The sequence below is a fragment of the Allobosea sp. 05T422_2 genome (assembly GCF_056396265.1).
This window is the reverse complement of record NZ_JBFTLD010000027.1, coordinates 1-25,936: the sequence shown is the minus strand read 5'-3', so window position 1 is coordinate 25,936 and position 25,936 is coordinate 1. Positions and strand designations below refer to the sequence as shown.

29 protein-coding genes and 1 pseudogene are annotated in these 25,936 nt (G+C 66.2%); 16 read left to right on the top strand and 14 right to left on the bottom strand.

Features of this window, described 5'->3' with window-relative positions; genetic code table 11:
- Window positions 1-2: 2 nt before the first annotated feature.
- Window positions 3-1,871, top strand: coding sequence for a TRAP transporter large permease (locus AC1DJT_RS07670; RefSeq protein WP_476833839.1), 1,869 nt, complete (start codon window positions 3-5; stop codon window positions 1,869-1,871).
- On the top strand, window positions 1,871-2,857 hold the full coding sequence (locus AC1DJT_RS07665; RefSeq protein WP_441489860.1) for a TRAP transporter substrate-binding protein: 987 nt from the start codon (window positions 1,871-1,873) through the stop codon (window positions 2,855-2,857). Before AC1DJT_RS07670 ends, AC1DJT_RS07665 begins: the two co-directional genes overlap by 1 nt.
- 19 nt (window positions 2,858-2,876) lie before the next feature.
- On the opposite strand, the gene AC1DJT_RS07660 is transcribed toward AC1DJT_RS07665, so the two are convergent.
- The gene (locus tag AC1DJT_RS07660; protein WP_441489861.1) at window positions 2,877-3,704 is read right to left on the bottom strand and encodes an IclR family transcriptional regulator; all 828 of its coding nucleotides are present in this window, start codon (window positions 3,702-3,704) and stop codon (window positions 2,877-2,879) included.
- A 182-nt stretch (window positions 3,705-3,886) separates the two neighbouring features.
- Between AC1DJT_RS07660 and AC1DJT_RS07655 the strand changes: the two genes are divergently transcribed.
- From AC1DJT_RS07655 to AC1DJT_RS07625, 7 genes are read left to right on the top strand one after another with little or no spacing between them, the layout of a single operon-like run.
- Complete coding sequence (locus AC1DJT_RS07655) at window positions 3,887-4,960, top strand: ABC transporter ATP-binding protein (protein ID WP_441489862.1); 1,074 nt, start codon at window positions 3,887-3,889, stop codon at window positions 4,958-4,960.
- Window positions 4,957-5,814 carry an ABC transporter permease gene (locus tag AC1DJT_RS07650; RefSeq protein ID WP_069880418.1) on the top strand — a complete coding sequence of 286 codons (858 nt, stop codon included), beginning with the start codon at window positions 4,957-4,959 and terminating at the stop codon, window positions 5,812-5,814. The genes AC1DJT_RS07655 and AC1DJT_RS07650 overlap by 4 nt, the downstream gene beginning before the upstream one ends.
- A gap of 5 nt (window positions 5,815-5,819) precedes the next feature.
- Window positions 5,820-6,614 carry an ABC transporter permease gene (locus AC1DJT_RS07645; protein ID WP_113519132.1) on the top strand — a complete coding sequence of 265 codons (795 nt, stop codon included), beginning with the start codon at window positions 5,820-5,822 and terminating at the stop codon, window positions 6,612-6,614.
- A 10-nt stretch (window positions 6,615-6,624) separates the two neighbouring features.
- Window positions 6,625-6,915: a (2Fe-2S)-binding protein gene (locus tag AC1DJT_RS07640; protein ID WP_441505847.1), complete on the top strand. Its 291-nt coding sequence runs from the start codon at window positions 6,625-6,627 to the stop codon at window positions 6,913-6,915.
- A complete protein-coding gene (locus AC1DJT_RS07635) occupies window positions 6,912-8,300 on the top strand; it encodes an FAD/NAD(P)-dependent oxidoreductase (protein WP_441505846.1) in 1,389 nt (462 codons plus the stop codon). Before AC1DJT_RS07640 ends, AC1DJT_RS07635 begins: the two co-directional genes overlap by 4 nt.
- Window positions 8,297-9,493, top strand: a complete 1,197-nt coding sequence (locus tag AC1DJT_RS07630; RefSeq protein ID WP_476833838.1) for an NAD(P)/FAD-dependent oxidoreductase — start codon at window positions 8,297-8,299, stop codon at window positions 9,491-9,493. Before AC1DJT_RS07635 ends, AC1DJT_RS07630 begins: the two co-directional genes overlap by 4 nt.
- On the top strand, window positions 9,490-10,542 hold the full coding sequence (locus AC1DJT_RS07625; RefSeq protein ID WP_476833837.1) for an ABC transporter substrate-binding protein: 1,053 nt from the start codon (window positions 9,490-9,492) through the stop codon (window positions 10,540-10,542). Before AC1DJT_RS07630 ends, AC1DJT_RS07625 begins: the two co-directional genes overlap by 4 nt.
- A 70-nt stretch (window positions 10,543-10,612) precedes the next feature.
- On the opposite strand, the gene AC1DJT_RS07620 is transcribed toward AC1DJT_RS07625, so the two are convergent.
- The 4 genes from AC1DJT_RS07620 to modA form a co-directional block, all read right to left on the bottom strand.
- A complete protein-coding gene (locus AC1DJT_RS07620) occupies window positions 10,613-10,990 on the bottom strand; it encodes a winged helix-turn-helix domain-containing protein (RefSeq protein WP_441489866.1) in 378 nt (125 codons plus the stop codon).
- 135 nt (window positions 10,991-11,125) lie between these two features.
- A complete protein-coding gene (gene modC, locus AC1DJT_RS07615; protein ID WP_441489867.1) occupies window positions 11,126-12,220 on the bottom strand; it encodes a molybdenum ABC transporter ATP-binding protein in 1,095 nt (364 codons plus the stop codon).
- The gene (modB, locus tag AC1DJT_RS07610; protein ID WP_441489868.1) at window positions 12,217-12,915 is read right to left on the bottom strand and encodes a molybdate ABC transporter permease subunit; all 699 of its coding nucleotides are present in this window, start codon (window positions 12,913-12,915) and stop codon (window positions 12,217-12,219) included. Before modB ends, modC begins: the two co-directional genes overlap by 4 nt.
- Window positions 12,912-13,715 (bottom strand): molybdate ABC transporter substrate-binding protein, encoded by an 804-nt coding sequence (gene modA, locus AC1DJT_RS07605; protein WP_441489869.1) that lies wholly within the window; start codon window positions 13,713-13,715, stop codon window positions 12,912-12,914. Before modA ends, modB begins: the two co-directional genes overlap by 4 nt.
- 128 nt (window positions 13,716-13,843) lie before the next feature.
- Between modA and AC1DJT_RS07600 the strand changes: the two genes are divergently transcribed.
- Entirely contained in the window at window positions 13,844-14,050 is a 207-nt protein-coding gene (locus AC1DJT_RS07600; protein ID WP_441479394.1) for a TOBE domain-containing protein, read from the top strand.
- Between the two features lie 5 nt (window positions 14,051-14,055).
- Window positions 14,056-14,550, top strand: coding sequence for a tRNA (N6-threonylcarbamoyladenosine(37)-N6)-methyltransferase TrmO (gene tsaA, locus AC1DJT_RS07595; RefSeq protein WP_441489870.1), 495 nt, complete (start codon window positions 14,056-14,058; stop codon window positions 14,548-14,550).
- Here tsaA and AC1DJT_RS07590 read toward each other — a convergent pair.
- The 5 genes from AC1DJT_RS07590 to AC1DJT_RS07570 all read right to left on the bottom strand — a co-directional run bounded on the left by AC1DJT_RS07590 (window position 14,547) and on the right by AC1DJT_RS07570 (window position 18,651).
- Window positions 14,547-15,065 carry a cupin domain-containing protein gene (locus AC1DJT_RS07590; protein WP_441489871.1) on the bottom strand — a complete coding sequence of 173 codons (519 nt, stop codon included), beginning with the start codon at window positions 15,063-15,065 and terminating at the stop codon, window positions 14,547-14,549. The two genes, tsaA and AC1DJT_RS07590, sit on opposite strands and share 4 nt — an antisense overlap.
- Window positions 15,066-15,118: 53 nt before the next feature.
- A complete protein-coding gene (locus AC1DJT_RS07585; protein WP_441505844.1) occupies window positions 15,119-15,910 on the bottom strand; it encodes an ABC transporter ATP-binding protein in 792 nt (263 codons plus the stop codon).
- A gap of 7 nt (window positions 15,911-15,917) precedes the next feature.
- On the bottom strand, window positions 15,918-16,910 hold the full coding sequence (locus tag AC1DJT_RS07580) for an ABC transporter substrate-binding protein (protein WP_476833836.1): 993 nt from the start codon (window positions 16,908-16,910) through the stop codon (window positions 15,918-15,920).
- A 68-nt stretch (window positions 16,911-16,978) separates the two neighbouring features.
- Window positions 16,979-17,803, bottom strand: coding sequence for an ABC transporter permease (locus AC1DJT_RS07575; protein ID WP_441505842.1), 825 nt, complete (start codon window positions 17,801-17,803; stop codon window positions 16,979-16,981).
- Window positions 17,800-18,651 (bottom strand): IclR family transcriptional regulator, encoded by an 852-nt coding sequence (locus AC1DJT_RS07570; protein WP_441505841.1) that lies wholly within the window; start codon window positions 18,649-18,651, stop codon window positions 17,800-17,802. The genes AC1DJT_RS07575 and AC1DJT_RS07570 overlap by 4 nt, the downstream gene beginning before the upstream one ends.
- 116 nt (window positions 18,652-18,767) lie before the next feature.
- Between AC1DJT_RS07570 and AC1DJT_RS07565 the strand changes: the two genes are divergently transcribed.
- Together AC1DJT_RS07565 and AC1DJT_RS07560 are read left to right on the top strand one after the other, a co-directional pair.
- Window positions 18,768-19,466: a hypothetical protein gene (locus AC1DJT_RS07565; RefSeq protein WP_441505840.1), complete on the top strand. Its 699-nt coding sequence runs from the start codon at window positions 18,768-18,770 to the stop codon at window positions 19,464-19,466.
- Window positions 19,466-20,245: an SDR family NAD(P)-dependent oxidoreductase gene (locus tag AC1DJT_RS07560; protein WP_476833835.1), complete on the top strand. Its 780-nt coding sequence runs from the start codon at window positions 19,466-19,468 to the stop codon at window positions 20,243-20,245. The genes AC1DJT_RS07565 and AC1DJT_RS07560 overlap by 1 nt, the downstream gene beginning before the upstream one ends.
- Window positions 20,246-20,365: 120 nt before the next feature.
- On the opposite strand, the gene sseA is transcribed toward AC1DJT_RS07560, so the two are convergent.
- Both sseA and AC1DJT_RS07550 read right to left on the bottom strand, forming a co-directional pair.
- On the bottom strand, window positions 20,366-21,223 hold the full coding sequence (gene sseA / locus AC1DJT_RS07555) for a 3-mercaptopyruvate sulfurtransferase (RefSeq protein WP_441505838.1): 858 nt from the start codon (window positions 21,221-21,223) through the stop codon (window positions 20,366-20,368).
- A gap of 39 nt (window positions 21,224-21,262) precedes the next feature.
- Window positions 21,263-21,979 (bottom strand): alanyl-tRNA editing protein, encoded by a 717-nt coding sequence (locus AC1DJT_RS07550; protein WP_441505837.1) that lies wholly within the window; start codon window positions 21,977-21,979, stop codon window positions 21,263-21,265.
- 199 nt (window positions 21,980-22,178) lie between these two features.
- On the opposite strand from AC1DJT_RS07550, the gene AC1DJT_RS07545 reads away from it, so the two are divergent.
- Window positions 22,179-22,976: an SDR family NAD(P)-dependent oxidoreductase gene (locus AC1DJT_RS07545; protein WP_441505836.1), complete on the top strand. Its 798-nt coding sequence runs from the start codon at window positions 22,179-22,181 to the stop codon at window positions 22,974-22,976.
- Here the strand turns inward: AC1DJT_RS07545 and aac(3) are convergent.
- Window positions 22,945-23,793, bottom strand: coding sequence for an aminoglycoside 3-N-acetyltransferase (gene aac(3) / locus AC1DJT_RS07540; protein ID WP_476770036.1), 849 nt, complete (start codon window positions 23,791-23,793; stop codon window positions 22,945-22,947). The two genes, AC1DJT_RS07545 and aac(3), sit on opposite strands and share 32 nt — an antisense overlap.
- A gap of 59 nt (window positions 23,794-23,852) precedes the next feature.
- Complete coding sequence (locus AC1DJT_RS07535) at window positions 23,853-24,785, bottom strand: LysR family transcriptional regulator (RefSeq protein WP_441505834.1); 933 nt, start codon at window positions 24,783-24,785, stop codon at window positions 23,853-23,855.
- A gap of 71 nt (window positions 24,786-24,856) precedes the next feature.
- Between AC1DJT_RS07535 and AC1DJT_RS07530 the strand changes: the two genes are divergently transcribed.
- Window positions 24,857-25,834, top strand: coding sequence for a hypothetical protein (locus tag AC1DJT_RS07530; protein ID WP_441505833.1), 978 nt, complete (start codon window positions 24,857-24,859; stop codon window positions 25,832-25,834).
- Window positions 25,821-25,936 (top strand): annotated as a pseudogene (locus tag AC1DJT_RS07525) (DUF2891 domain-containing protein); the annotation flags it as partial. The gene AC1DJT_RS07530 and the pseudogene AC1DJT_RS07525, both read left to right, overlap by 14 nt.

The window sequence follows — 25,936 nt, the reverse complement described above, 5'->3', positions numbered from 1 at the left end:
TGATGACAACCTTGGCTGATGTGAGGGCGGAAACGCCCGGGCTTTTGCGTCGCCCTGCCGCGCGCGCGCTGTCGCGCCTCGTCTCGGTCCTCGAGATTGCGGGCGCGGCGCTGCTCGCGATCCTGTTCAGCGTGGTCATTGCGGCTGTCATTCGTCGGTATGTCTTCGGCGGCGGCTTCGTCTGGTCGGACGAGTTGGCGATCTGGCTTCATGCCGCGCTGATCGCCATCGGAGCGCCGCTTGCCGCGACCAGCGCGCTTGCCATGCGGCTCGATGTCATCGTCAGGTTATTGCCGGCCTCGGGACAGCGAGGGGCGGCGATCCTGGCCGATGGTTTTGCCGTGCATGGCTCACTCGTGCTCGCGCTTGGCGGCGCCGGGGTCGCGGCGCAGGTCGGCGGCGTCTCGACCGTGCTGGGCTTGCCGGAGTCGCTGCGCTTCGGCGTCTTCGCGATCGGGGGCGGACTGACGCTGCTGGTCGTTCTGGCTCGCGCTGCCTTGGACCGCTCCTGGCTCTCGGCAGCGCTTTCGCTTGCGGTCKGGATCGGCTCCTACCTGCTGGCGCAGCAGGTCACCGGGCTCTTCGTCGAGCCACCGAGCCTCATCGCCGCCGGATTTGCCGGGCTTGGCCTGATCCTGGGCGCGCCTCTGCCATTCGCGCTGCTGGCCGGCGTCTCGCTGACAGGGGCCTTTGGCGGGCTGCTTCCCGAGCCAGCGATCGTGCAGAACACGGTCTCCGGGATCAGCAAGTTCCTGCTGCTCGCGGTCCCCTTTTTCCTGTTAGCGGGCGAGTTGCTGACCAAAGGCGGCCTTGCGGAACGGCTCGTGCGCTTTGCCGGGGCGCTCGTCGGGCACCTGCGGGCGGGCCTCGCCCAGACGGCGCTCGTCGCGAGCGTCCTGTTCTCAGGGGCGTCGGGTTCTTCGGTGGCGAATGCCGCCTTCGGGGCCAAGGTGATGGCGCCGACGCTGATCGCCCGTGGTTATCCGCCGGCGCAGGCTGGCGCGATCGTCGCCGGCGTCTCGATGCTGGACAATATCATCCCGCCCTCGATCGCGTTCCTGCTGCTGGCGACTGCGACAAACCTTTCGGTCGGCTCGCTTCTGGTTGGCGGTTTTATCGCTGGTGGGGTGTTGGCGCTGGCTCTCGCCATCGGCATTCATCTCAGCGTGCGCAATGTCGTCGACGCTGCGCCGAAGGCGACCGGTGTCGAGCGCGTGCGAAGCTTTGTCGGGGCGCTGCCCGCGATCGGACTCGGGATCGTCGTGGTGGTCGGCATCCGCTTCGGCGTGGTGACCGTGACGGAAGCGTCTGCGCTCGCGGTGGCCTATTCGTTGGTGACCTGCCTCGCGCTACGGAGCTTGAATGGTCGCACCGTCTTCGCCGCCTTGCGGAAATCGGCGACGGAGGCAGCGGCCGTCGGCCTGCTCATCGGAGCCTCCGCGCCGTTTGCCTTCATGCTCGCGGTCGACCGGGTCTCGGACCAGATGGCAGCCCTGGTGACCGCTCTCGGCGCCGGTCCCTATGCGGTGATCCTGCTCGCCAATCTCGTGCTGCTGGCGGCGGGGCTCTTCCTCGATATCGGCGCTGCGATCCTGCTGCTCGGTCCGCTGCTGTTGCCGGTCGCCGTCGCGGCCGGACTGGACCCGATCCAGTTCGGCGTCATCCTCGTCGTCAACCTGATGATCCACGGGCTGACGCCGCCGCTCGGCATCCTCGTCTATGTCGTCAGCGGCATCTTGCGCATTCCCGCGGGCTCGGTCTTCCGCGCTGTGCTGCCCTTGCTCGGCTCGCTGCTGGTGGCGCTCGCCGTTCTCTCGCTCGGTGCAGCCGTCTGGCCGTCGCTCCCGCTTTCCATCAAGGAGTTCTTCTGATGTCGTTGACCCGCCGCCAAGTCGCCGCAGGCCTGCTTGCCGCGCCCGCGCTCCTCTCGGCTCGTGCGGTCCATGCCGCTGGCCGGCCGGTGACCGTCGCCTCGCTCTTCGGCGAGGACAAGCCAGAGACGAAGATCTGGCGCAGGATCGCGGAGACGCTGAACAGGACCGCGCCCGGCCGCTTCGATCTGCGCATCGTCGGCAACGCGGCACTCGGCGGCGAGAAGGAGGTCGCGGAAGGGATCAGGCTCGGTTCGGTCCAGGCCTCGCTTTCGACGATCTCGGCGCTCTCCTCCTGGGTGCCGGACGGCCAGATCCTCGATCTGCCCTTCCTGTTCCGCGATCGTGGCCATCTCAAGCGCGTGCTTGATGGTGCGCTTGGCGCCGAACTCAAGGCGAAATACGAGGCGCAGGGTTTTGTCGTGCTCGGCTTCATCAATTACGGCGCGCGCCACCTGTTGGCGAAGGAGCCGTTGACGACGCCTGAATCGGTCAAGGGCAAGCGCATCCGCGTAATCCAGAGCCCGCTTCATACCGAGCTCTGGTCGGGACTCGGCGCCTATCCGACGCCGATTCCGATCCCCGAAACCTATAACGCGCTGAAAACCGGCGTCGTCGATGCCATGGACCTCACCAAATCGGCCTATGTCGGCTTCAAGCTGCACGAGGTCGTGCCMTATCTGATCGAGACCGGGCATATCTGGGCGAGCGGCGTCGTCTATGTCTCGGCGTCCTTCTGGAAGGGGCTTACGGCGGAGGATCGCAAGGCGCTGTCCGAGGCGGCAGCCGAAGGCACGTCCTATTTCGATGACCTCATCCTTGCCGACGAGGAGGCATCGATGGCCAAGGCGCAATCCGAGGGGGGCAAGCTCGTCCAACCGGAGGATCGTCCAGGCTGGGAGGCCGGTGCCCGCAAGGTCTGGATCTCATTCGCCCCGAAGCTCGGCGGCATCGAGAAGATCGAAGCGATCGCCAAGGTGGAGTGATCGCGCCCGCCTCGCTTTCTCAGGGATACTGGCGGGCCGTGCTGCTGAGGCTGCGTGAGGGATAGCGCAGCGAAACATCGAACGGATTGAGGCTCGCGCCGAGCGTCGCGGCCTCCCGCTGGAGAATCCGCGCGACATTCGGGCCCCGCTCGTCGCTGAGGCGCTCCGCCAGAGTGCCGATGCTGAGCGCCGCGACGGCGCGGCCTTCTGCATCGAAGACCGGCACGCCGAGGCCGGCCATGCCCGGGATCAGCCCGGTATTGAGGCTGACCCAGCCCAGCTCGCGTGCCTCGGCCAGCGCGATGCGCAGGCCGGCCTCGTCCAGAAAGCCGCGATCGAGCAGACGCGGGATATTGAAGCGGATCACGGCCTCGCGTTCGTCCTCGGGAAGATGCGCGAGAATGGCGAGGCTGCCCTGTCCAATGCCGAGCGGCACCTTGCCGCCGATATCGCCCGTGAAGGACCGGATCGGGAAGGGGCCTTCGACCCGATCGAGGCAGACAGCATCGTAGCCGTTGCGGACCAGCAGGAAGATGGTGTCGTGCAGCGTCGCCGAGAGGCGCAGCAGTACCGGCCGTGCAAGATCGCGCAATCCGCTGGCCTGGCCGGCGCGGGCCGCCAGCACGAAGAAGTCCAGGGCCAGCCGGTAACGCTTCCCACCGGTGACCTGCTCGGCGAAACCTTCCGCGATCAGGTCCTGCAAGGCGCGATGCGCCGTCGGCTGGCTGCAGCCTGCCGCCTCGGAGAGGTCCTTCAGGCGTATGCCGGCGGGATCTGCTGCCGCGAGGATGCGCAGGAGACCGAGCGCGCGACGCAGGCTCGATGTCGCTTCGGCTGAATCGTTCATTCGGTTGTCCGAATTTGCATTTCGATGTCCTTTAGAAAATTCCATATGTCGAAATTAAGTCAAATGAAATTATCTTCTATGAAATTATAAATTGACGAATTCGTGCCCCTGCCGCCTCCTTGCGCCGTTGCAGATCGGCGCCCCGTTCGATGCTCCCGGGGTGTCTACCAGGCGAGGTGGAGATGGGCTTCCTGACGCTGGCGTCGCTGAGCAAGGTCTATGGCGATCACGCCGCGGTGCGCGATGTCGACCTCAGCGTCGCCAAGGGCGAGTTCGTTTCGCTGCTCGGTCCGTCCGGCTGCGGCAAGACCACGACGCTTCAGATGATCGCCGGCCTCGTCGAACCGACAGGCGGAAAGATCGCTCTCGACGGGCGCGACATCACCCGTGAGAAGCCGAACACGCGCGGTCTCGGCATCGTCTTCCAGAGCTATGCACTGTTTCCGCACATGACCGTGGCGCAGAACGTCGCCTTCGGCCTGGAGATGCGCAAGGTCGCCCGCGCCGAGCGCGACGAGCGCGTCAAGACGATGCTCGGGCTGGTGCATCTGGCCCAGCTTGCCGACCGATATCCGCGCCAGCTTTCGGGCGGCCAGCGCCAGCGCGTCGCGATCGCGCGTGCACTGGTGATCGTGCCCCCGGTGCTGCTGCTCGACGAGCCGCTTTCCAATCTCGACGCCAAGCTGCGCGAGGAAATGCAGTTCGAACTGCGCCGGATCCAGCAGAGCGTCGGCACGACGACGATCATGGTCACGCATGACCAGGCGGAAGCCTTGTCGATCAGCGATCGGGTGGTCGTGATGGAGCAGGGTCGCATGACCCAGATCGATGCGCCCTACCGGCTCTATGAGCGCCCGGCTACGGCTTTCATCTCCTCCTTCGTCGGCAAGATGAACCGGCTGGACGGCATCTGGCGAGGGCACGGCCCCGCCGGAACACCGCAGATCAACGGCGTGTCCCTGCCTTGCGAGCAGGCGAGCTTCCCGGACGGCCAGACGGTCGCGCTCTCGCTGCGTCCTGAAAAGATCCTGCTGCGGTCGCAGGGCCAGGGCCGGCTCGACGGTACCATCGTCAATCGCTTCTTCCTCGGTAGCTACTGGCTCTTCACCGTCGAGACGCCGGTTGGAGCGCTCTCTGTCTCGGTTCCCAACCATGGCGAAGAGCCGGCAGGCGAGGGCGATGCCGTTGCACTGGACTGGACGCCTGCGAGCCTGCGGGTCGAGGCCGTTACCGCTACGACCGGAGCCGCGGCATGAGTCGGGCCCGCTCGGCGCTGACGCCCTGGCTGCTGGTCTCGCCCGGCGCCCTGCTGTTCCTGGCTCTGGTCATCGTCCCGCTGGTGCTGACGGTGATTTTGTCATTCCACGTCTATGACCACGGCACGGGCATCAAGAACGAATTCACGTTCGCCCACTACCTCGCGGTGGTCACGGACGATTATTATCTCGGTATCTTCTTGCGGACGCTGCGCGTGGCTGCTCTGACGACACTGCTCTGCGCGCTGATCGGTGTGCCCGAGGCCTATATCCTGGCGCGGATGCGCGATCCCTGGCGCTCCGTCTTCCTGCTGGTGATCATCGGGCCGCTGCTCGTCTCGGTGGTGGTGCGTGCCTTTGGCTGGAGCATGCTGCTTGGCTCGACCGGACTGGTGAACCAGGCACTCCAGGCGCTTGGGCTTGGCACCGTGAAGCTGCTCTACACCGAGACGGCGATCGTGATCGCGCTTGTCCACGTCATGCTGCCCTTCATGGTCATCCCGGTCTGGACTTCGCTGCAGAAGCTCGATCCTTCCGTCGAGGCTGCCGCCTGGACGCTTGGCGCCTCGCGTTTCACCGCGCTGCGCCGGGTGGTGATGCCGCAGGTCAGCATGGGCATGCTATCTGGCAGCCTGATCGTCTTCGGGCTCTCGGCCAGCGCCTTCGCGATCCCCGGCCTGCTTGGTGGCCGCCGGCTCAAGATGGCGGCGACGCTCGTCTATGACGAGTTCATGCATGAGCTGAACTGGCCGCTCGGCGCCACGATCGCGATCATCGTGCTCGTCGCGAACCTCATCATCATGCTGGCCTATAACCGCATGGTCGAAGCCCGCGCCCGCCGGACCCTGGGATAAGCGCCATGCAGAAAAATGGTCCGATCGCGCTCGCCTTCCACACGCTCGTCGTCGCCTTCGTGCTGGCGCCGCTGCTGGTCATCTGCCTCGTCGCTTTCACGCCCGAGAACACGCTCTCGATCCCGACCACCAGCTTCTCGCTGCGCTGGTTCCGCGAGATCTTCGTGCACCCGGATTTCGTCGCCTCCTTCGTCAACAGCCTGTGGCTCGCGACACTGTCGGCAACGATCGCGATCGCACTCGCCGTGCCGGCCGGGCTCGCCATCGACCGCTACGACTTTCCCGGCCGTGATGGGCTGAACGCGCTCTTCCTGTCGCCGCTGATCATCCCGCATCTCGTCCTGGGCGTGGCCTTCCTGCGGCTCTTCGCCCTGATCGGCGCGACCGGAAGCTTCACCTGGCTGGTGGTCAGCCATGTCATCATCGTCACGCCCTATGTGCTGCGGCTGGTCCTTGCGGCGCTCTCGGGCATGGATCGCAGTGCCGAGCAGGCGGCGATGACGCTCGGCGCCTCGCACTGGACGGTATTCCGCCGCGTCACCGCGCCGATGATCCTGCCGGGCATCACCGGCGGCTGGCTGCTCGCCTTCATCAACAGCTTCGACGAGCTGACGATGTCGATCTTCGTCACCTCGCCGGCGACCGTGACCTTGCCGGTCCGTATGTACATGTACGCGACCGAATCCATCGACCCGATGATGGCGGCGGTCTCGGCGCTGATGATCGCGCTGACGGCCGGCGCGATGCTGGTGCTCGACCGCGCGTTCGGGCTCGACAAGATCCTCGTCGGACAGAAGTGAGCGCGGACCGATGCCATTGCTTCACCGCATCGCACGCAAAAGCCACCCGGTCATCGCCTTCATTCTCGACGGCGAGCCTTGCGAGGGGCGGGCCGGAGACACCGTGCTGACCGCCATCCTCAATCGCAGCGAGGTGCTGCGGGTGAGCGAGTTCTCGGCTTCGCCGCGCGCCGGCTTCTGCCAGATGGGCGCCTGCCAGGATTGCTGGGTCCGTCTCGAAGGCGGGGCACGCCTGCGCGCCTGCACCACGGCGCTCGCCGCCGGCATGCGGATCGTGACAGCCAAGGGGAGGGTGGCGTGACGGCGCGTGCGCAACCGCTGATCGTTGGCGCCGGGCCCGCCGGCGTCCGGGCCGCCGAGGCACTGGTCAAGGCTGGCCTGCGACCGCTCGTCGTCGACGAGGCGCCCGCCTGCGGCGGTCAGATCTATCGCCAGAGGCTGGTTGCCGACGAACGCAGCAGCGCGGCGCTCTATGGCTCCGAAGCGTCGAAGGCCGAGCGGCTGCACAGCGATTTCGCCGCCCTTGCCGGACGGCTCGACTACTGGCCGCAGGCGCTGCTCTGGAACCTGCGGGACGGCCAGGCCGATATCGCAGTGGCAGGAACCAACCGGCAGATCGCCTATGATGGGTTGATCCTGGCAACCGGGGCGACCGATCGCATMCTGCCGATTCCGGGCTGGACCCTGCCGGGCGTCTTCACCCTCGGTGGTGCCCAGATCGCACTGAAGGCGCAAGGCTGCGCCATTGGCTCGCGCGTCGTCTTCCTCGGCTCCGGGCCGCTGCTCTATCTCGTCGCCTGGCAGTATCTGAAGGCTGGCGTCGACGTCGCCGCGGTGCTGGATACCGCTCCCTTCAACGCGAAGCTCAACCTGCTGCGCGGCCTTGCGCTCGAACCTGCGGTCATCTTGCGCGGCATGCGGATGACGGCCGAACTCAGGCTGCGCGGCGTCGCGCTGCATTATGGCGTGGAGGATGTCCGCGTCGAAGGGGACAGGCGCGTCGAGGCGATCCTGTGGCGCCAGGGCACGCGCTCGCGGAGGCTCTCCTGCGATGGCATCGGCTACGGCCTGGCGCTGCGCTCGGAAACCCAGCTCGCCGATCTCGCCGGTTGCCGCTTCGGGTTCGACGAGCGTGACCGTGCCTGGCTCCCTGAACGCGATGCGGCCGGTCGTGGCAGCGTGCCAGGCGTCTATCTCGCGGGTGACGGGGCTGCCATTGCGGGTGCCGATGCGGCGGAACTCGCGGGCGAGCGCGCCGGGCTAGCCCTGCTCGAGGATCGCGGCTTGCCGCATGACCCGGAGCGCGCCGAGGCCATTGGGCGCGCGCTTTCCCGCATCGGCCGCTTCCGCAATGTCCTCGAAGCCGCGTTCCCGTTCCCGGCGCATTGGGCGAAGGACATTGCCGACGAGACCCCCGTCTGCCGCTGCGAAGAGATCAGCGCTGGCGAGGTTCGCCGCGCGGTCGGTCATTTCGAGATCAGCGAGCTCAATCGGCTGAAGGCCGTCAGCCGGATCGGCATGGGCCGTTGCCAGGGGCGGATCTGCGGCAGCGTGGCGGCCGAGCTTCTCGCCGGAGAGACGGGCCGGGGAATCGACGCTGTCGGCCGGCTGCGGAGCCAGGCGCCGGTCAAGCCGATCCCCCTCGCGTTGACGATGGCCGAGACCGGTGCGGAGGCCGCGGAATGAGCCGGCGTCTTGATGTCGATGTCGCCATCATTGGCKGCGGCCTGGTCGGCAGTTCGGCGGCTCTTGCGCTGCGCGGCATGGGCATGTCGGTGGCGCTGCTCGACAAGGGCTTTTGTGGCGCGCAGGCGAGCGGCGTAAACTATGGCGGTGTGCGTCGCCAGGGACGGCCGCTCGAGCAGTTGCCGCTGTCTCAGCGCGCGCATGCCATCTGGCCGCGGCTGCAGGCGTTGATCGGCATCGATGGCGAGTTCCTGCGCTCCGGCCACCTCAAGCTCGCGCGCGACGAGGCCGACATGGCTGCACTTGAAGCCTATGCCGAGACAGTTGCCGGACAGGGGCTCGGTCTCGAGCTGATTGGCCATAACGGCCTGCGCGAGCGCTTCGGCTGGGTCGGCGGCGACGTGTTCGGCGCCTCCTTCTGCGCCGGYGACGGCCATGCCAATCCGCGACTGGTCTCGACCGGCTTTGCCAGCGCAGCGCGCCGTGTCGGTGTCCATGTGCTGGAGAACACGCCGGTGAAGGGCGTAACGCGCAACGGTGCGGGCTTCGCGCTGGAAGCGGGCGATGATCTCTCGCTGAGCGCGCGTTTCGTCATCAACAGCGCGGGCGCCTGGGCTGACAGCTTCGCTGCGGCATTTGGCGAGCCTGTGCCGCTTGCGCGCATCTATCCCTCGATGGTGGTGACCGAGCCGCTCGAGGCGATCATGACCGCCAATATCGGCATGGAGGGCGGCGGCATCTATGCCCGGCAGGTCGAGCGCGGCAATTGCGTCGTCGGCGGCGAACGCGCCTTGCCCCTGGACGATCCCGATTTCTCGCGCCCACGCGGCGAGGGCGCGCTTGCCATCATGAACCGCGCGGCCGAACTCTTCCCGGGCCTGCGCCACGCCCATGCCATCCGCTTCTGGAGCGGCACCGAGGGAGCGATACCCGATCGCAACCCGGTGATCGGGCCGAGCCTGACGACACCCGGCCTGATCCACGCCTTCGGCTTCACCGGGGCCGGCTTTCAGATCGCTCCCGGCGTCGGCGAGGTCCTCGCCGAACTTGTCCGCGACGGGCGCAGCACGACGCCCATCGACGCGTTCACGATCGGACGCTTCGCGCCCGTTCCGATTTCGACCCGCACAGACCGAGGCTCGGGTGCGGGAGAAGCATCAGAGCCACCACACACAAGGGAGACACGTTCATGATCAACCGCCGTACCGCTCTGGCGAGCACTGTCGCCGCATTTGCCGTCGTCGCCTCCGGCGCCGCCATGGCGCAGTCCAAGACGCTCTATGTCGGCATGAATGGCGGCAATTTCGAGCGCACCTTCACGCAGGCTGTCTTCCCCGAGTTCGAGAAGGCCAATGACGTCAAGATCGTCGTCGTGCCGGGCACTTCCTCGGACATCCTGGCCAAGGCGACTGCGGCCAAGGACAAGCCGCAGATGCATGTGATGTTCCTCGATGACGGCGTCATGGTGCGCGCGATCGGCGCCGGCCTCTGCGAAAAGCTGAAGCCCGGTCCGGAGCTGGCCGAGCTTGCTCAGGGCACCCGGATGAAGGACGACATGGCAGTCGGTATCGACCTCGGCATGACCGGGCTCGCCTATAACAAGAAGATGTTCGACGAGAAGGGCTGGGCTGCGCCGACTTCGTGGATKGATCTCGCCGACCCGAAGTTCAAGGGCAAGGTCGTGTTCCAGTCGGCCTCGGCGTCGTCCTTCGGTCTGCACGCCTTCCTGATGTTCAACCGTATCCAGGGCGGCAACGAGACCAATGTCGAGCCGGGCTTCAGCAAGTTCCGCGACCTGATCGGCAAGAACGTGCTCGAGTTCATCCCGAGCTCGGCCAAGATCTCGGAAATGGTCCAGACCGGCGAAGCAGCGATCTTCCCGCTGACGCCGACGGCGGTCGCGACCTTGAAGGAAAAGGGCATTGCGGCGGAATATGCCCAGCCGAAGGAAGGGTCCGTCGTGCTGATGGTGGCGCAATGCGTCATCGCCAATAACTCGGAGCCGGAGCTGGCACAGAAGCTGGCGGCCTATCTGCTTTCGGCCGATGCGCAGAGCAAGGCGCTGGCTGCCGGCAATGTCGTGCCTTCCAACACCAAGGCAAAGGCCACGACGCCGGAGGCCGAGGAGAAGCTCAAGGCCYTCCACGCCAACATGAAGACCGCAGTGACGCTGGACTGGGATGCGATCAACGCCAAGCGCCCGGAATGGAACAGCCGCTGGAACAAGATGATCGAACGCTGAGCCTGAGGCCCGGCTTCCACGGCGCGCGGTCGGTTCGACCGTGCGCCGTTCTCGTTTCAGGACTTGCCGATCAGGACTTGCCGCCCCGCTCGTCGACGAGCCCGCGCAGGGCTTCGATATGAAGATTGCCCGCCTTCAGTGCCTTGCTCTCGACAGCGCGGTAATGCGCCACGACCTCGCGTCCGAGCGGCGTCAGATGCGCTCCACCGCCCTTGCTGCCGCCGGGCTGGGCTTCCACAAGCGGTTGCCGGAACATCCTGTTGAGTTCGTCGACCAATAGCCAGGCTCGCCTGTAGGACATGGTCATCGCCCGTCCCGCTGCAGAAATCGAGCCCGTCTGCTCGACAGCTTCGAGCAACTCGACCTTGCCCGGGCCGAGTCGGCCGCCGGGCGAGAAGTCGAGCCTGAGGCTGAGTTCGACGGCGGGGGGCGGCGGCGTTTCGGGCATTCAGGCGTCCTTGTTGCGCAACCAGTCTAGCCGGCTTCGGTCAGGCCCGCATCGTCGTTTCCCGCCGCATAGCCATATATGCCGAACTACAGCGCAATGGCACCGCCAGTCTCCATTGCATGCGGCAGGACATCGTCAGGGCGCATCGACCGAGACGCTTTTGATGACCGCATAGATCGGGCTGCCCGGTTTCAGCCCAAGCTGAGACACCGATTTCGTGGTCAGCCGGGCAACGAGCATGGCGCCATTGCAATCGATGCGCAGGTCGACGGCGGCTCCCTCCGTTCCGCGCCCCATGCCGACCTCGGCAATGGTACCCGGCAGCACATTGAGTGCACTGATGCCTTCCAGCGGGTTGAGGCTGAGGAGAACGTCGCTGGCGAGGATGCGGACGCGCAGCCGCGCTCCCGCGCGCAGACCGGGACGCGCGACAAAGAGCCGGCCTGCCTGGGTCGACAGCGTCGCCAGGTGATGGACAGGGTCAAGACCCGTGACTTCGGCGTCGAGTACGGCGCTCGCTTCCGGCGCCCCGGGCAGCATCGCGACATCGAGCCGCGACATCACCTCGGCCGTCGGGCCCGACGCCTTGACCGCGCCCTGGTCGACGATGACCAGATTCGTCGCAAGGCGTGCGACCTCGGCCGCCGAATGCGAGACATAGACGATCGGCAGGCCCATCTCGTCGCGCAATCGCTCGATATAGGGCAGAATCTCGGCCTTGCGTGCTTCGTCAAGCGAAGCGAGCGGCTCGTCCATCAAGAGCAGGCGCGGCCTTGCCAGCAGGGCTCGGCCGATCGCCACGCGCTGCTTCTCGCCGCCGGAGAGCCCCGCGGGGCGGCGCTCCAGCAAATGGCCGATGCCGAGCAGTTCGAGTACGCTTGCAATCTCGGTGCCGTCATGGCCGTGGTGCCGGGCGAACCAGCGTCCGAAGAGCAGGTTCTGGCGGACGGTGAGATGCGGGAACAGCCGCGCTTCCTGGAAGACATAGCCGATCCGGCGGCGATGTTTGGGGACGAAGATGCCGCGGTCGGTATCGACCAGGGTTTCGCCGGCGACGACGATCCGGCCACGTGTCGGGCGGATCAGGCCGCCGATGACATTGACCAGCGAGGTCTTGCCCGAGCCGGAGCGCCCGAAGAGAGCCGTCAGACCGCCATCCGCAGTGAAGCGGGCGTCGAGCAGGAAGTTCCCGAGCCGATGCTCAACCGCGACATCGAGAGCCGGTGTCATTCGATCGCGATCCGGCGCCCGACAAACCGCGCCATCGCCTCGGAGGCAAACAGTGCGATGACGGATATGGCAATCGAGATCAGCGTCAGCCGCATGGCTCCGGCCTCGCCTCCCGGCACCTGGGTGAAGGTGTAGATCGCCGAGGGCAGAGTCTGGGTCTCGCCGGGGATGTTCGAGACGAAGGTGATGGTTGCGCCGAACTCGCCCATCGCCTTGGCGAAGCTCAGGATCATGCCAACGACGATGCCGGGCAGGCACAGCGGCAGGGTCACGGCGAGGAAGACCCAGAGCGGACTGGCGCCAAGGGTGCCGGCGGCATCCTCCAACTTGCGATCGACGGCCTCGATCGAGAGCCGGATCGCCCGCACCATAAGCGGAAAGCCCATCACCCCGGCGGCAAGCGCGGCACCGGTCCAGCGGAAGGACAGGACGATGCCGAACCAGTCATAGAGGAACTGCCCGATCGGGCCGCGCCGTCCGAAGCCGATCAGCAGCAGGTAGCCGGTCACGACAGGCGGCATGATCAGCGGCAGATGCACGAGGGCGTCCAGGAGCGACTTGCCCCAGAAACGGCCTCGCGCCAGCAGGAACGCGATCGCGATGCCGATCGGCAGGCTCGCGATCGTGGCCGTCGTTGCGACAAGCAGGCTGAGCCTGACCGCCGTCCACTCCTCAGGGGACAGCCAGTCGCTCACGAAGAGCTGGCAGCCTTGTTCAGCACCGTGAAGCCCTGCTTCTCGAAGGCGCCCTTTGCCGCGGGACCGCGCAGATAGGTCAGGAAGGCCTGGGCGTCAGCATTGGCCGAGTCCTTGGTCACCGCGACCGGATAGATGATCGGCGGGTGCGAGTCCTCGGGGAAAGTGGCGACAACCTTGACCTGCGGGTCCGCGGCGGCATCGGTGGTGTAGACGATGCCGAGCGGCGCCTCGCCGCGCGAGACCAGCAGCAGGGCGGCACGAACGTTGTCGGCCTGTGCCACCTTGTCCTTGATCTTGTCCCAGCCGCCGAGCTTCTCGAGCGCAGCCTTGCCGTATTTGCCGGCGGGCACGGAATCGACATTGCCCATGGCGAGCCGGCCGGAGCCGAGCACGGTGGCCAGATCGACGCCTGGCTTCAGTTCGACCTTGGCAGCCGAATCCTTGGCGGCGATGAGCGCGATCCGGTTGGCCAGCAGACTGACGCGGGTGTCAGACTTGATCAGGTTCTTCGAGGCCGCGTAATCCATCCAGTCGAGATCCGCCGACATGAAGATATCGGCTGGTGCGCCCTGTTCGATCTGCTTGGCCAGCGCGTTGCTCGCCGCGTAGGAGATCTTTGGCGCCGGCTTGCCGCTTTCCTTGACCCAGCTGGCCGCGGCCTCGTCGAGCGCATTCTTGAGGCTCGCAGCCGCGAAAATGACGAGCTCCTTGCTCTGTGCCTGGGCCTTGCCAGAGACAGTGGCCATTCCGAAAAGGAAGGCTGCGGCAAGGCCGAGTACGTGGCGGCGGGTTGTCATGGTCGCGTTCCCTCGAAATCGCAATCGCTGTGCATCGTGGAATATAGCGATCGTTGCGTGGCGTCGAGAGCCGTGTCAATCACCATGAGTGAGGGGATGGCCCTCCGGACATGCTGAGGAGAAAGCTCGTGAAGATCAGCGCCCGCAATCAGCTCAAGGGAAAGATCGTCGAGATCACGAAGGGCGCGACGACCGCCCATGTCCGCATCGACATCGGCGGAGCGATCGTGACCTCGGCCATCACCAACGCAGCGGTCGACGAGCTCAAGCTCACGGTCGGGCAGCAGGCCTACGCCGTGGTGAAGGCCTCCGACGTGATGGTCGCGATCGACTGACGGCGATGGTGCGCGAGAACGAGATCCGCGACCACGAGGTTGCGGTCGCGCCGCCCGTGGCGAGCGATGCCGGACTGGTCTTCATTGGCAGAATCCGGACGCCGTGGAGTTCTCGGTTGACCTGCCCGCGCCAGGGGCGGATCGATGGGCCGCTCTGTCGGATCGAGCTGTTCGAGCCCTGGGATGCGGCGCTTGCCGGGATCGAGCGCTTCGAGCGCCTGGAGGTGCTGTACTGGCTGCACCGGTCCCGACGCGACCTCGTGCTTCAGAGTCCTGCAAGTGACGGGCAGACCCACGGCACTTTCGCGCTTCGCTCCCCCGTCAGGCCCAATCCGATCGGCACCTCGATCGTCACGCTGGCCGCCCGGGAGGGGCCGGTGCTGCTGGTCCGTGGGCTCGATTGTCTCGACGGGACGCCGCTGCTCGACCTCAAGCCCGACCGCACGCTGTTCACGGCGATCGCGCCCGCTCAGCCGGGCGATTTCGAGGTCGGCGGTTAGTCTCGGGAGCCGCCGCCCGGTGGGTGCTTGTGGATCGGGTCGATCCAATAGACCTCTTCAGGCGCCTCGACCGGGTCGACATCGGTGATGTTGACCACTACGGCCTCGTTGTCGGAACGCACCAGCACGCATTCGAGAGGCTCGTCCGGATTGGCGTTGATCTCCTGGTGCGGCACGAAGGGCGGCACGTAGATGAAGTCGCCCGGCCCGGCCTCCGCGACGAATTCGAGCCTCTCGCCCCAACGCATGCGGGCCTTGCCGCGCACGACATAGATCACGCTTTCCAGCTCGCCATGATGATGCACACCGGTCTTGGCATTGGGCTGGATCGAGACCGTGCCGGCCCAGATCTTTTGCGCACCGACCCGGGCGTGGTTGATCGCAGCCTGCCGGAACATGCCAGGCGTCTGGGCGGTGTTGGGATCGAGCTTGTCGCCGGTGATGACGCGCACGCCGTCATGTTTCCAGCGTGGCTCGTCATGGTCGTGCGAATGCGGGTGATCGTGCTCGGCCATCGCAGGCTCCTTCCATCCGGGAAGGCTAGTCCGATGGGCGCTGCTGGCAAGCCTCAATACCGGATCACGCCAAAACGCCTGAAGGCGTCGTGGATGCGGTCGGCATAGGCGTTGAAGCTCGGGTAGTCGCCGAGATGGGCGGGGCGTAGCCGCGGCAGCTCGATCGCGATTTCGTCGACGATGCGCCCGGGTGTCGGCGACATCACCAGCACGCGGTCGGAAAGGCCGATCGCCTCGTCGATGCTGTGGGTGATGAACACGACCGTCTTGCCGGTCTCCAGCCAGAGCATTTCGAGATCGTGCCGGATCTGCGTGCGGGTGATGGCGTCGAGGGCGCCGAAGGGCTCGTCCATCATCAGCACCGACGGATTGTGGATCAGGGCCCGGGCGAGCGAGACGCGCTGGCGCATGCCGCCCGAGAGCTGCTTCGGATAGCGATCGACCGCATGCGAGATGCCGAGCTTGGCGAAGAGATCGAGCGCACGGGCGCGTGCCGGCGCCAAGGGCAGGCCACGGATCTCGGCCTGGAGCATGACGTTCTCCAGAGCGGTCCGGAACTCCAGCAGCAGATGGTCCTGGAAGACGATGCCGATATCGGTGAGCGGTTCGGTCAGTGTCCGGCCGTCGACCAGCAATTCGCCGGCGCTGACCGGCATCAGCCCGGCCGCCATGAGCATGAAGGTGCTCTTGCCACAGCCGGAAGGGCCGATCAGGCTGACGAATTCGCCGCTCCGGATATCGAGGGTGAGACCGTCGACGGCGGTGAAGCTGCCGAAGGTCTTGATGACGCCGCGTCCCTGGATGGAGGCGGCGCCGGAGCTCGGGGCTTGAGTCGCGAGGCTCATGGAATCCTCAGGAACAGGCTGGTGCCGAGGCGGGCAGCAGCTCGGTCGAGTAATAGTCTGTGATCGGCTTGTCCTTGGGCAGACCGAGATATTGCGTCAGCAGGTCGAAGCTGACGGTCCAGTTCTTTTCCGGAACCTTGCCGAGTGACGTCGCGCCCGGTGCGCAGAGCAGCTTGTTGACGACGTCGAACTGCGCCAGCACCTGGGCCTTCTTCACCGAAGGAAATTGCGCCACCACTGCATCGGCCGCAGCGTCGGGGTTCTTGCGGGCGGCGTCCCAGCCCTGGAGGCTCGCCTCGACGAATTTCTTGAACAGATCGGMATCGGCCTTGATCCGGTCGTCGCGGGCGATCATCGAGAGGCCGACGGTCGGCACGCCGACATCGCGATAGAAGATGTCGCGCACCTTGAAGCCGCGCTCGCGAATCTGGATCGAATGGAAATCGGCACCGCCGAGGATGGCGTCGACCTTCTTTTCCAGCAGCGCGCCGACAAAGGCGCCGGGATCGATATTGATGATGTCGAGCTTGGTCTTGTCGATCTGGTTGCTGGCCAGGATCGCATCGAGCAGCGTCGTCTGGGCCGTGCCGGGCTGGACCGCGACCTTCTTGCCGATCAGGTCCTTGGGGGAGGCGATGTTGCTCTCTTCGAGCGAGATTATGGCAAAGCCGTTGGTCTGCAGAACCGGGGCGATGATCTTCACCGGCGCGCCCTTAGTGCGCAGCTGCATCGCGGCAGGCGCGTCGGCGAAGCCGATATCGGTCTGGCCGGTCGCGACCATCTGCGCAGTGGTGCCTGAGCCCTTGCCTTCCTCGATGGTCAGGTTGATGCCGGCCTTCTCGTAGAGACCGAGTTGCTTGGCCATCATGAAGCCGGCATTGGGCGCTGCGGCGAGGAAGTTCAGCGTGATCTTCATCGGCTTGCCGGCGCCCTGAGCGAAGGCGGTCGTGGCGCTGAGCGCGATCAGTGTTGCTGCGGCGATGAGACTGCGGCGGTTCATGTTGGTTCCTCCCATGATCATTGTCCGGTGCCCCGGTTCGAGCCGGGTATTTCTTGGTCTTGGATAGGTCAGCCCTTTCGCTGCCAGGGCATCAGCAGCACTTCGAGCCCGTCGACGAGATAGCTGAAGACGATGCCGACGAGGCTGAGCGCAACGAGGCAGGCGAAGATCAGCGGCATGTCGAGGAAGCTGGTGCCGCGCAGCAGCAGATACCCGAGGCCGGCATTGGCGCCGACGAACTCGCCGACGATGGCGCCGGTGGCAGCGAAGACGGCGGAGACCTTCAGGCCGGAGAAGATATAGGTCAGCGCTGCCGGCACCCGGACATAGCGGAAGGTCTGCCAGGCTGAGGCGCCCATCGAGCGCGTCAGGTAGAGCACCCGCTCGTCCAGCGCCCTGAAGCCGGTCATGCTGGCGACCAGTGTTGGGAAGAAGCAGAGCAGGAAGGTCAGCAGCACCTTCGGGAACAGGCCGAAGCCGAACCAGACCACGAAGAGCGGGGCGATCGCGATCTTGGGCACAAGCTGGAAGAAGACGATGACCGGGTAGATCGCCTTCTCCAGGATCTTCACGGAGACGATGATGTAGCCGAGCGGGATCGAGATCACCGCCGCCATCAGGAAGCCGAGCACGATCTCATTGGCGGTCACCAGCGTGTGCTGGGCGATCAGGGCCCGGTCGATCCAGAGCCGCTCGAAGAAGGCGCTCGGCACGGGCAGGATGTATTCCGGGATGCCGGCCATCGGCACGAACCACTGCCAGGCGAGCAGCAGCACGGCAAAGCTGGCAAGAGGCCAGGCAATCGCGGAGACCCAGGCGTGGGCAGGGCCGGTGGCCGGAACAGGTGTCGCGGAGGATGCCGCGGCAGGCGCGATGGCACCATCGTTGCTCATGCCTGGATTCCTGTCTGGAGGAGAGGGCTCGGCCGGCCATTCAGCGAAGGGCTCTGCAGCGATGAACTCTGGCGACGGCGCAACGGCCAGATCTCGGCCATCTCGACTGCGGCCCTGTGCAGAGCGTCGGCAATCGAGCCATGGCGCGCGACCTGCATCCGGGCCGCAGGGCCGGCGACGCTCAATGTGCCGGCGATCGGCGCCTCGGCTCCAGGCGCGGAGCGAAAGGTCGTCGCCATCGCCACAGTGCCGATCTCGCCTTCCTCCACGGCGAGTGCAAAGCCGCGCTGCCGCGTCTCGGCGAGATGGCTGCGCAAGGCCTCGACGCCGGTGACGGCATTGGGACCCGTGCGCCCCTCCGCCTGAAAGCCGCGCGCGCAAACGATGCGAAGCGCCTGGTCTTCGGGCAGGGAGGCGAGCCAGGCCTTGCCGGTCGCCGTGGCATGCAGGACGATTTCCGAGCCCATTGGCGGCTCGTAGCGCAGGCCGGCGGTCGCGCCCTGCGACCGCGCGATCCAGACCAGATTCTCCCCCTCGACCACGGCCAGGCGACAATATTCGCCCGTCGCCTGGGCGAGCCGGTCGAGCACTATCTGACCGGCATCGGGCAGATGACGCAGGTCGAGATTGCGGAAGGCGAGGAGCGAGAGCTTCAGGGTCAGCGCATAGGCGCCGCTAGCGGGATCCTGCGCGACAAAGCCGCGCTCGGCGAAGGTGGTCAGCAGGCGGTGGGTCGCACTGGCAGGCAGGTCGAGCCGCTCGGCGAGGGCGCCGAGATCGATGCCGGCGGGTTCGCCCGACAGCATTTCCAGCATCTTCAGCGCGCGGTCCACCGCTGCGATCGTCACCGTTCCACCCTCATATCTTCTTTTTGGAATAGCATTCCATTTCGGAATTTGATTTCGTATATGAGCGAGGACAGGCCGAGTCAACGGCCCTGCGATGGCTGGAGAGGGGAGCGACCATGAGTTTGGCAGGCGAGGGGGCGGTCGCAATCTGGCACGACATCGCGCCGGAAGGACGCGAGGTCTTCTATGCCTGGCATGGTCAGGAGCACATGCCGGAACGGGTCGGCATTCCTGGATTCCTGCGCGGCCGGCGCTATGTCGCCATTGAGGCCGATCTCGAATTCTTCAATCTCTACGAGGCGCTGAGCGTCGAGGTTCTGAAGGGACAGGATTACACGGCACGCGTGAACGCGCCKACACCCTGGACCCTTGCCGCGGTCAAGCATTTCCGCTCGGTCGCCCGCTCGATCTGCCGGGTGGCGCATAGCGCCGGGCCGGCGCAGGGTGGGCTGATCGCGACGCTGCGCTATGATGTGCCGGACGTGCAGGCGGCGGAACACAAGGCTGCCTTGCTTCGGCAGCTGGTTCCCGATCTGCTGGGGCGACCGGGCGTCGCCGGCGTGCATGTGCTCACCGCCGATGCCGAGGCGAGCGGCGTCGCCACGGCCGAGCAGAAGGCGCGTGGCGTCGCCAATGCCGTCCCACGCTGGGTGTTGCTGCTCGAAGGCTGGGGAGACGAGGCGGAATTCGTGAGCCTGGCCAAGGTGGAGCTCGCGGCTGAGAAACTCACGGCGCTTGGCGGCGAGGGGCCATTCGATCTAGGGCTCTATCGTCACCAGATCACCCGAACCAAGACTGCCTGGAGTGCGGGCTAATGACTGCGACCTACGAATTCGGCGGGCGCCGCGCGATCATCACCGGTGGGGCTGGCGGGCTCGGGCGTGGCATGGCCAAGGCGCTGATGGATGCCGGCGCCGAAGTMGAGCTCTGGGACATGAGCGCGTCGGCGCTGGCGCAGGCGCGGTCGGAACTCGGCCCGGCCATCAGCGTCCGGGAGGTCGACATCACGAATGTGGCGGCGGTCGAACATGCCGCCGATACCGTCTTTACCGGTGGCCGGGTCGATATCCTCGTCAACAATGCCGGTGTGCTCGGCGAGGTCAAACCGGTCTGGGAAACCTCGCCGGAGAATTTTCAGCGCGTGCTGCAGGTGAACCTGTTCGGAGCCTATCTCGTGACGCGTGCGGTCGTCGGGCGCATGCGGGCACAAGCAGCGCGCCACACCGMACAGAACCCGCACCCGTTGCGCGGCCATGTCGTCAACATTGCTTCGATCCAGGGCAAGGAAGGCATGGCGATGGCGGCTGCCTACAGCGCCTCCAAGGCAGGATTGATCGCGCTGACTAAGAGCGTCGCCAAGGAAACCGCACGCGACGGCATTATCGTGACGGCGATCACGCCGGCCGCTGCCGAAACCGCGATGGCCAAGGAAATCTCGGCCGAGCGCCGCGCAGACATCCTTGGCCGTATCCCGATGGGCCGCTTCGTCGAGATCGAGGAGGTGGCCAGAATGGTGCTCTGGCTCTCCTCCGACGAGTGCTMCTTCTCGACCGGGGGCATTTTCGATCTGTCAGGCGGCAGAGCGACTTACTGAGTCAAACTCCAGCGCTTTCTTAGATCGTCGGATCGGATCTGGTGTCCGGTCCGACGACCCAGCCTTCTGCGTTTGGATCGGCTTTCCCGAAAGCCGCAATCCAGTTTTCGAGCCGGTGCTTTAGCTCTTCCTGGCCGGCCCCGTTGCGATCGCCCGGTCGCTCGCGCCCCATTCGGCCCAGGAGCCGTCATAGATGGCGCGCGCCGGTTTGCCGATGGTCTCGAGCGCGGTCGAGAGGATCGCGGCCGAGACGCCCGAGCCGCAACTGGTGATCATCGGCTTGTCCAGATCGACGCCAGCCTCGGTGAAGGCGGCAGCGATCGCCTCCGGCGAACGGAGCCTGCCATCGGCGATGATTGCCGGGAAGGGCAGGTTGAGCGAACCCGGCATATGGCCCGAGCGCACGCCGGCGCGCGGCTCCGGCGCCTCGCCGCGGAAGCGGTCGGCCGGACGGGCGTCGACGACCTGGATCGCAGCGCCATTCAGCGCACGCTCGACATCGCCGGCATCGGCCACGGCGGAGTGGTCGAGACGGGCGGTGAAGGTGCGGGCGGCGCGGGTACGGGGCGGGCCTTCCTCGATCGGGCGACCTTCGGCCTGCCATTTCGGGAAGCCGCCTTCGAGGATGACGACGTCCTTCGCCCCGAAGGTCTTGAAGGTCCAGCGGACGCGCGCGGCCGAGAACAGGCCGAGCCCGTCATAGACCACAATGCGCATGCCGTCGCCGATTCCCATGGCGCCGACAGCGGCCGCGAAGGCATCCGGCCGCGGCAGCATGTGCGGCAGATCGGACTTGGCGTCCTTCACCGTATCGATGTCGAAGCGCACCGCACCAGGAATGCGCCGTGCCGCGTATTCGGCGGCGGGATCGCGGGCATGCACGGGGAGATACCAGGAGCCGTCGACCACCACGATATCGGGCGCGTTCAGGCGCTCGGCGAGCCATTCGGTGGAGACGAAAACATCGTTGCTGGCCATGGTCGGCGTTTCCTGCTGATGAGGCGAAGTCTGGCGGGCTCAGGCAAGCGCGATGCGCACGCGCCTGTTCTGCTTGCCCTTCTTCTCGATATCGGTGATCGCAACAACACCGATCTCGGAGGTGTTGCGGACATGGGTTCCGCCGCAGGGCTGGAGATCGATGCCTTCGATCGAAACCAGCCGGACGCGACCGGACCCGCGCGGTGGCTTCACCGACATGGTCTTGACCAGGCCGGGATTGGCGTCGAGCTCCTCGTCGGTAATCCAGCGCTCGCTGACGGCGGCATTGCGGGCGATCAGCGCGTTCAGCTTCTCGCCGATCTCCGCCTTGTCGAGCCCGCCTTCCGGAATGTCGAAATCGAGACGGCCGTCGCCATCGCCGATCGAGCCGCCGGTGACGGGGAAGGGCAGCACGACGCTGAGCAGGTGCAGGGCCGTGTGGATTCGCATGCGCTTCAGGCGGCGCTCCCAGTCGAGCAACAGGGTGACAGTGTCGCCGGGCTGAGGTGCGGCCTGGCCCTCGAGCGGCACATGGATGACGCGGCTCTTGTCCTCGGGGTCGTATATCGTGGTGCCGATGGCGATCTCGCTGCCGTCGGCGAGGCGGATCCGCCCGGCATCGCCCGGCTGGCCGCCGCCGGTGGCGTAAAACACCGTGCGATCGAGAACGATGCCGCCGCGCTCGTTCAGCGCCTCTACCTTGGCCGGGGTCTCGGCGAGGTAGGAGTCCTGGCGGAAGAGCAATTCTGTCGGCATCGGTCGTGGTCCTGATTCATCTGCGGCTGGCGCTGCGGCCGGCAGACTGCACCGATTGCGTGGCGTGCGCCACATGCCATGACGCCGTGTGGGGATTGCGGCGATCGAGGCGCTGCAGAAGCGGGACGGGCAGGGCGGCAAGGTTGCGCCGATCACTTGTKGGGCTGTATGTCCGGGAGGCCTCTCGTCCGGAGAAACCATGTCATTGCCGCGCATGCAGCCGCAGGACGGCGTCGCCTGGGTCACCGGCGCGAGTTCCGGCATCGGCGAGGCCGTCGCACTCGAACTGGCCGCTCGCGGGTGGACGGTGGCGATCACGGCGCGACGGCTGGAACAACTCGAAGAACTCGCACGACGCGCGACCGGATTGCCCGGTCGTATCGTTGCCCATGCCGGCGACGTGACGGATGCCGCAGCCATGCGCGTGGTGGTCGATGCCATCGAGAGCGTGCATGGGCCGATCGCGCTGGCCTTCCTGAATGCCGGCGTCGCGCCAGTCACCCGACCCGGCGTGTTTGACATCGCGGCTCTCGAGGCTGCTCTGGCGGTCAACACCCTTGGAGCAGCCAAGGGGCTGGCCGCCGTGCTGGAGCGGATGAAGCCGCGGGGCCGTGGCCATATTGCGGTCAACGCCTCGATCGCCGGTTTCGGCGGCCTGCCGAGAGCCGCCGCCTATGGCGCTTCCAAGGCGGCGACGATCTACATGTGCGAGGCGCTGAAATTCGACTGCGACAGGCTCGGCATTCGTCTTCAGGTCGTCAATCCGGGCTTCGTCGATACGCCCCTGACGCGCCAGCACGATTTCTCGATGCCGCTCCTGATGACCGAGGCGGTTGCAGCAAAACGCATCGTCGACGGCTTCGCGCGCGGCGGCTTCGAGATCAGCTTTCCACGCCGGCTGTCATGGGCGGTGAAGCTGATCAACCTGTTGCCCTACCCGGTCTATTTCCGGGCGATCGGGTGGTTTACCGGCCGGGCGAAGCGAGAGCAGGCGTAAGCTGCCCGCCGAAGCGGCTCTCCAGCCAAGCGACGCCGAAATGGGTGATCGCCGCAGCGTCGACGAGGATGCTTGCTGCGGCGCCGATCTGTCCCTGCCGACCCTGTCCGGAGGCAAGGAATGCACCGACGATCTCGGCAAAGTAATCCTCATCGAGCCCGGCGACGATGGGATCGCCCGTGTCGAATTCCTCGATCATCCGCCACAGCGTGCCGGATGCGGTCGCGAACGGGACTTCCCGGCGCAGGATGCGCTTGCCCGGGATCTGCGCGAGGTGTTCGGCGTGATGCAGCAGGGTCAGCGTGTCGCGGGGGGCGCCGACCATGAGAACCTTGCCGCCGATGGAGACGAGCTTCGCCAGCGGAGAACCTTCGCCATAGCCATAGTCGAGCGGGTGATCCTGCGTGATCCAGTCCGCCCTGGCACCGAGTGCTGCAACCGAAGCGCCGGGATTGCCACTGCGTTTCGCGCCGGGGGTGGTGCGCAGGAATTCCGGCAGCACGCCATTGTCGCGAATGGCACGTGACGACGCCGGATCGAAGGGCGGGAGATGCGCGCGCCAGGTTTCGGGAACGCGGCCCTCATCGTCGAGCAGGTCGTCATAGGCGCCGTCCCAGTCGGTATAGGCCAGCAGCGTTCCCTGAGCGCCGATTGTGTCGAGCAGGGCGCCGATCAAGGCATCGGGACCGTTCAGCAAGCGTCCGACGCGGCTCATCGCGGCATGGACCATCACGGTGTCGCCGGGCTGCAGGCCGAGGCGCTGGAGGTCCGCACGCAGGGCCGCGCGGGTGAGGAAGGCGGGGAGTGTGTCCGACATGCGAAATTGATCCGGCGCTGACTCAACGTCATGGCCGTGACGGACGATTGTGGCGCGTTTCAGATTGTCCGGCAGGTTTTGACGATGAGATCGACGAACCATTGCATCGCCGGGTTCGACGTTGCGCGCAGTCCATGCACGAGGTCGATCGCGAAAGCCGGAACCTCGTAGGGTAGGGGAAGGATCGCCACGCCTGCCACGTCGGCAAAGCGCAGGGCGATTCGCTCCGCCATGGTCGCCACGAGATCAGTCCCTGCCAGTACAAAGGGCACCGCCACGACATGCGGAAGCGTGACCGCGACCCTGCGCTTGTGTCCGTGTTCCGACAGAATGGCATCGACGGCACTCGGTGAGCCATCGCCTCCCATCGACGAGAACAGGACATGGGGGAGGCGCACGAAATCAGCACGGTCGAGCGAGATGCCCGGAGCTGCGCGGGATGCATCGCGAACGCAGGTGAAGCGCTCCATCAGCAGGAACTGCCGGGTTGTGCGGGAGGAGGCGGGCAGATGGCCGCCGATCAGGGCATCGACCTCGCCGCGTTCCAGCCGCGCCAGGCTCTCGACCGCATCGGTGATGGGACGCACGGTGAGATCGACCCCGGGCGCGTCGCGCCGCAGCGCTTCGACAAGGGCCGGCACGATGACGAGGTCGCCGTAATCCGTCACTGCGATGGTGAAATGCCTCCGTGCCGAGCCTGGATCGAAGCCCGGCCCGGAATCCAGCGTTCTGCGAATCTGTTCCAGCGCCTCGCTGACCGGTCGGGCCAGGGCAAGCGCCCTGGCGGTCGGCTGCATGCCCTCGGCCGTCCTGACCAGCAGGTCGTCGTCGAACAGGGCTCGCAGGCGCGCCAGCGCGCTGCTCATCGAGGGTTGTGCCAACCCGATGCGCTGCCCTGCGCGGGTCACATGGCGCTCCTCCATCAGGGCCTCGAAGGCGACGAGGAGATTGAGATCGATCGCAGCCAAATTCATGGCGACGATTATGGTCATGCCGATAATCGATTTCCAAGATGGCGATATGCCTGCCTATCGTCTGCGCCCCAGGCAAACGGGCGTGTCTCATGCGATCCAATCTTCCGCGCCTGATCCCGCGCGGGCCGACATTGCTGGCGCTCGGCGTCATGCTCGGGCTGATTTTTCCCACGCTGGCCGAGCTGGCGCGCCCGCTGATGCCGGCGGCGATCTTCCTGATCGTGCTCGGGACGCTGCTGCGGATCGACATGATCGCGGTGGTCGCCGTGATCCGGCGTCCTTCGCTGTCGGTCTTCCTACCCTGCGTCGCGATGATCGCATGTCCGATCCTCGCAGGCATCGCCGCGCATCTGATCGGCCTTGCCCCTGAGCTCGCACTGGCGCTGGTTCTGGCCAGCTCAGTGCCACCGTCGAGTGGCACCGCGGCGGTCGCAAGAATGCTGGGGCTGGATGGTGCGGTGCCGCTGGTCGTCACGCTCCTGTCCATGGCGCTGGCGCCCCTCACCATACCGTTGCTGGCAAGCTGGTCCGGCGGGCTCTCCGTCGCGCCTCTTGACCTCGCGCTGAGGCTTGCGCTGCTGATCGGAGGGGCTGAGGGCGTCGCGCTCATCCTGAGGCGGCACGCCGCAGCCGCGCTGGCTGCCCATGGCGCCGCGGTCGATGGCATCACTGTCGCAGCATTGCTGGTCTTCGCTCTGGCGACCATGGCCGGCATGCGCAGCCAGATCGAGAATGATCCTCAGGCGGCCATCATCTGCCTGGCGCTTGCCTTCGCCTGCAATCTCGGCATGCAGCTTGGCGGGGTCCTGGTGCTGCCGGGTTCCTTGCGCGAACGCCTGGCGGTCGGCCTGATTCTCGGGAACCGCAATGTCGGTCTGGTCTGGTCGGCGCTTGGTACTGCTGCAACCCCGCGGATGGCACTTTACTTCGCAGCGACTCAGCTGCCGATCTACATCATGCCGCGCCTGCTCGAGGCGCTGCTCGCAAGGTCACGCAAGGATTGTCCGGTCACCGGAATCTCCGGTCGTGCCATGTCAATCGAAGGGAATGCCGATGACACGATCTGATCTTACGCCGGAACTGGCGGCTCGCTTCGCCGCCATTGCGCTGGGGCACGTCCGGCGCGAATACCCCAACAAGCCTGATCATGTCCTGGCCGGCCCCGAAGA

What these genes read in the sequence shown, in the direction of transcription:
- AC1DJT_RS07655 (WP_441489862.1), top strand. Translation starts at nt 3,887, where the DNA reads ATGGGCTTCCTGACGCTGGCGTCGCTGAGCAAGGTCTATGGCGATCAC.
- AC1DJT_RS07590 (WP_441489871.1), bottom strand. Translation starts at nt 15,065, where the DNA reads ATGGCCGAGCACGATCACCCGCATTCGCACGACCATGACGAGCCACGC.
- AC1DJT_RS07645 (WP_113519132.1), top strand. Translation starts at nt 5,820, where the DNA reads ATGCAGAAAAATGGTCCGATCGCGCTCGCCTTCCACACGCTCGTCGTC.
- AC1DJT_RS07640 (WP_441505847.1), top strand. Translation starts at nt 6,625, where the DNA reads ATGCCATTGCTTCACCGCATCGCACGCAAAAGCCACCCGGTCATCGCC.
- AC1DJT_RS07650 (WP_069880418.1), top strand. Translation starts at nt 4,957, where the DNA reads ATGAGTCGGGCCCGCTCGGCGCTGACGCCCTGGCTGCTGGTCTCGCCC.
- tsaA (WP_441489870.1), top strand. Translation starts at nt 14,056, where the DNA reads ATGGTGCGCGAGAACGAGATCCGCGACCACGAGGTTGCGGTCGCGCCG.
- AC1DJT_RS07575 (WP_441505842.1), bottom strand. Translation starts at nt 17,803, where the DNA reads ATGAGCAACGATGGTGCCATCGCGCCTGCCGCGGCATCCTCCGCGACA.
- modC (WP_441489867.1), bottom strand. Translation starts at nt 12,220, where the DNA reads ATGACACCGGCTCTCGATGTCGCGGTTGAGCATCGGCTCGGGAACTTC.
- AC1DJT_RS07530 (WP_441505833.1), top strand. Translation starts at nt 24,857, where the DNA reads ATGCGATCCAATCTTCCGCGCCTGATCCCGCGCGGGCCGACATTGCTG.
- AC1DJT_RS07550 (WP_441505837.1), bottom strand. Translation starts at nt 21,979, where the DNA reads ATGCCGACAGAATTGCTCTTCCGCCAGGACTCCTACCTCGCCGAGACC.
- modA (WP_441489869.1), bottom strand. Translation starts at nt 13,715, where the DNA reads ATGACAACCCGCCGCCACGTACTCGGCCTTGCCGCAGCCTTCCTTTTC.
- AC1DJT_RS07620 (WP_441489866.1), bottom strand. Translation starts at nt 10,990, where the DNA reads ATGCCCGAAACGCCGCCGCCCCCCGCCGTCGAACTCAGCCTCAGGCTC.
- AC1DJT_RS07535 (WP_441505834.1), bottom strand. Translation starts at nt 24,785, where the DNA reads ATGACCATAATCGTCGCCATGAATTTGGCTGCGATCGATCTCAATCTC.
- AC1DJT_RS07585 (WP_441505844.1), bottom strand. Translation starts at nt 15,910, where the DNA reads ATGAGCCTCGCGACTCAAGCCCCGAGCTCCGGCGCCGCCTCCATCCAG.
- sseA (WP_441505838.1), bottom strand. Translation starts at nt 21,223, where the DNA reads ATGGCCAGCAACGATGTTTTCGTCTCCACCGAATGGCTCGCCGAGCGC.
- AC1DJT_RS07660 (WP_441489861.1), bottom strand. Translation starts at nt 3,704, where the DNA reads ATGAACGATTCAGCCGAAGCGACATCGAGCCTGCGTCGCGCGCTCGGT.
- AC1DJT_RS07545 (WP_441505836.1), top strand. Translation starts at nt 22,179, where the DNA reads ATGTCATTGCCGCGCATGCAGCCGCAGGACGGCGTCGCCTGGGTCACC.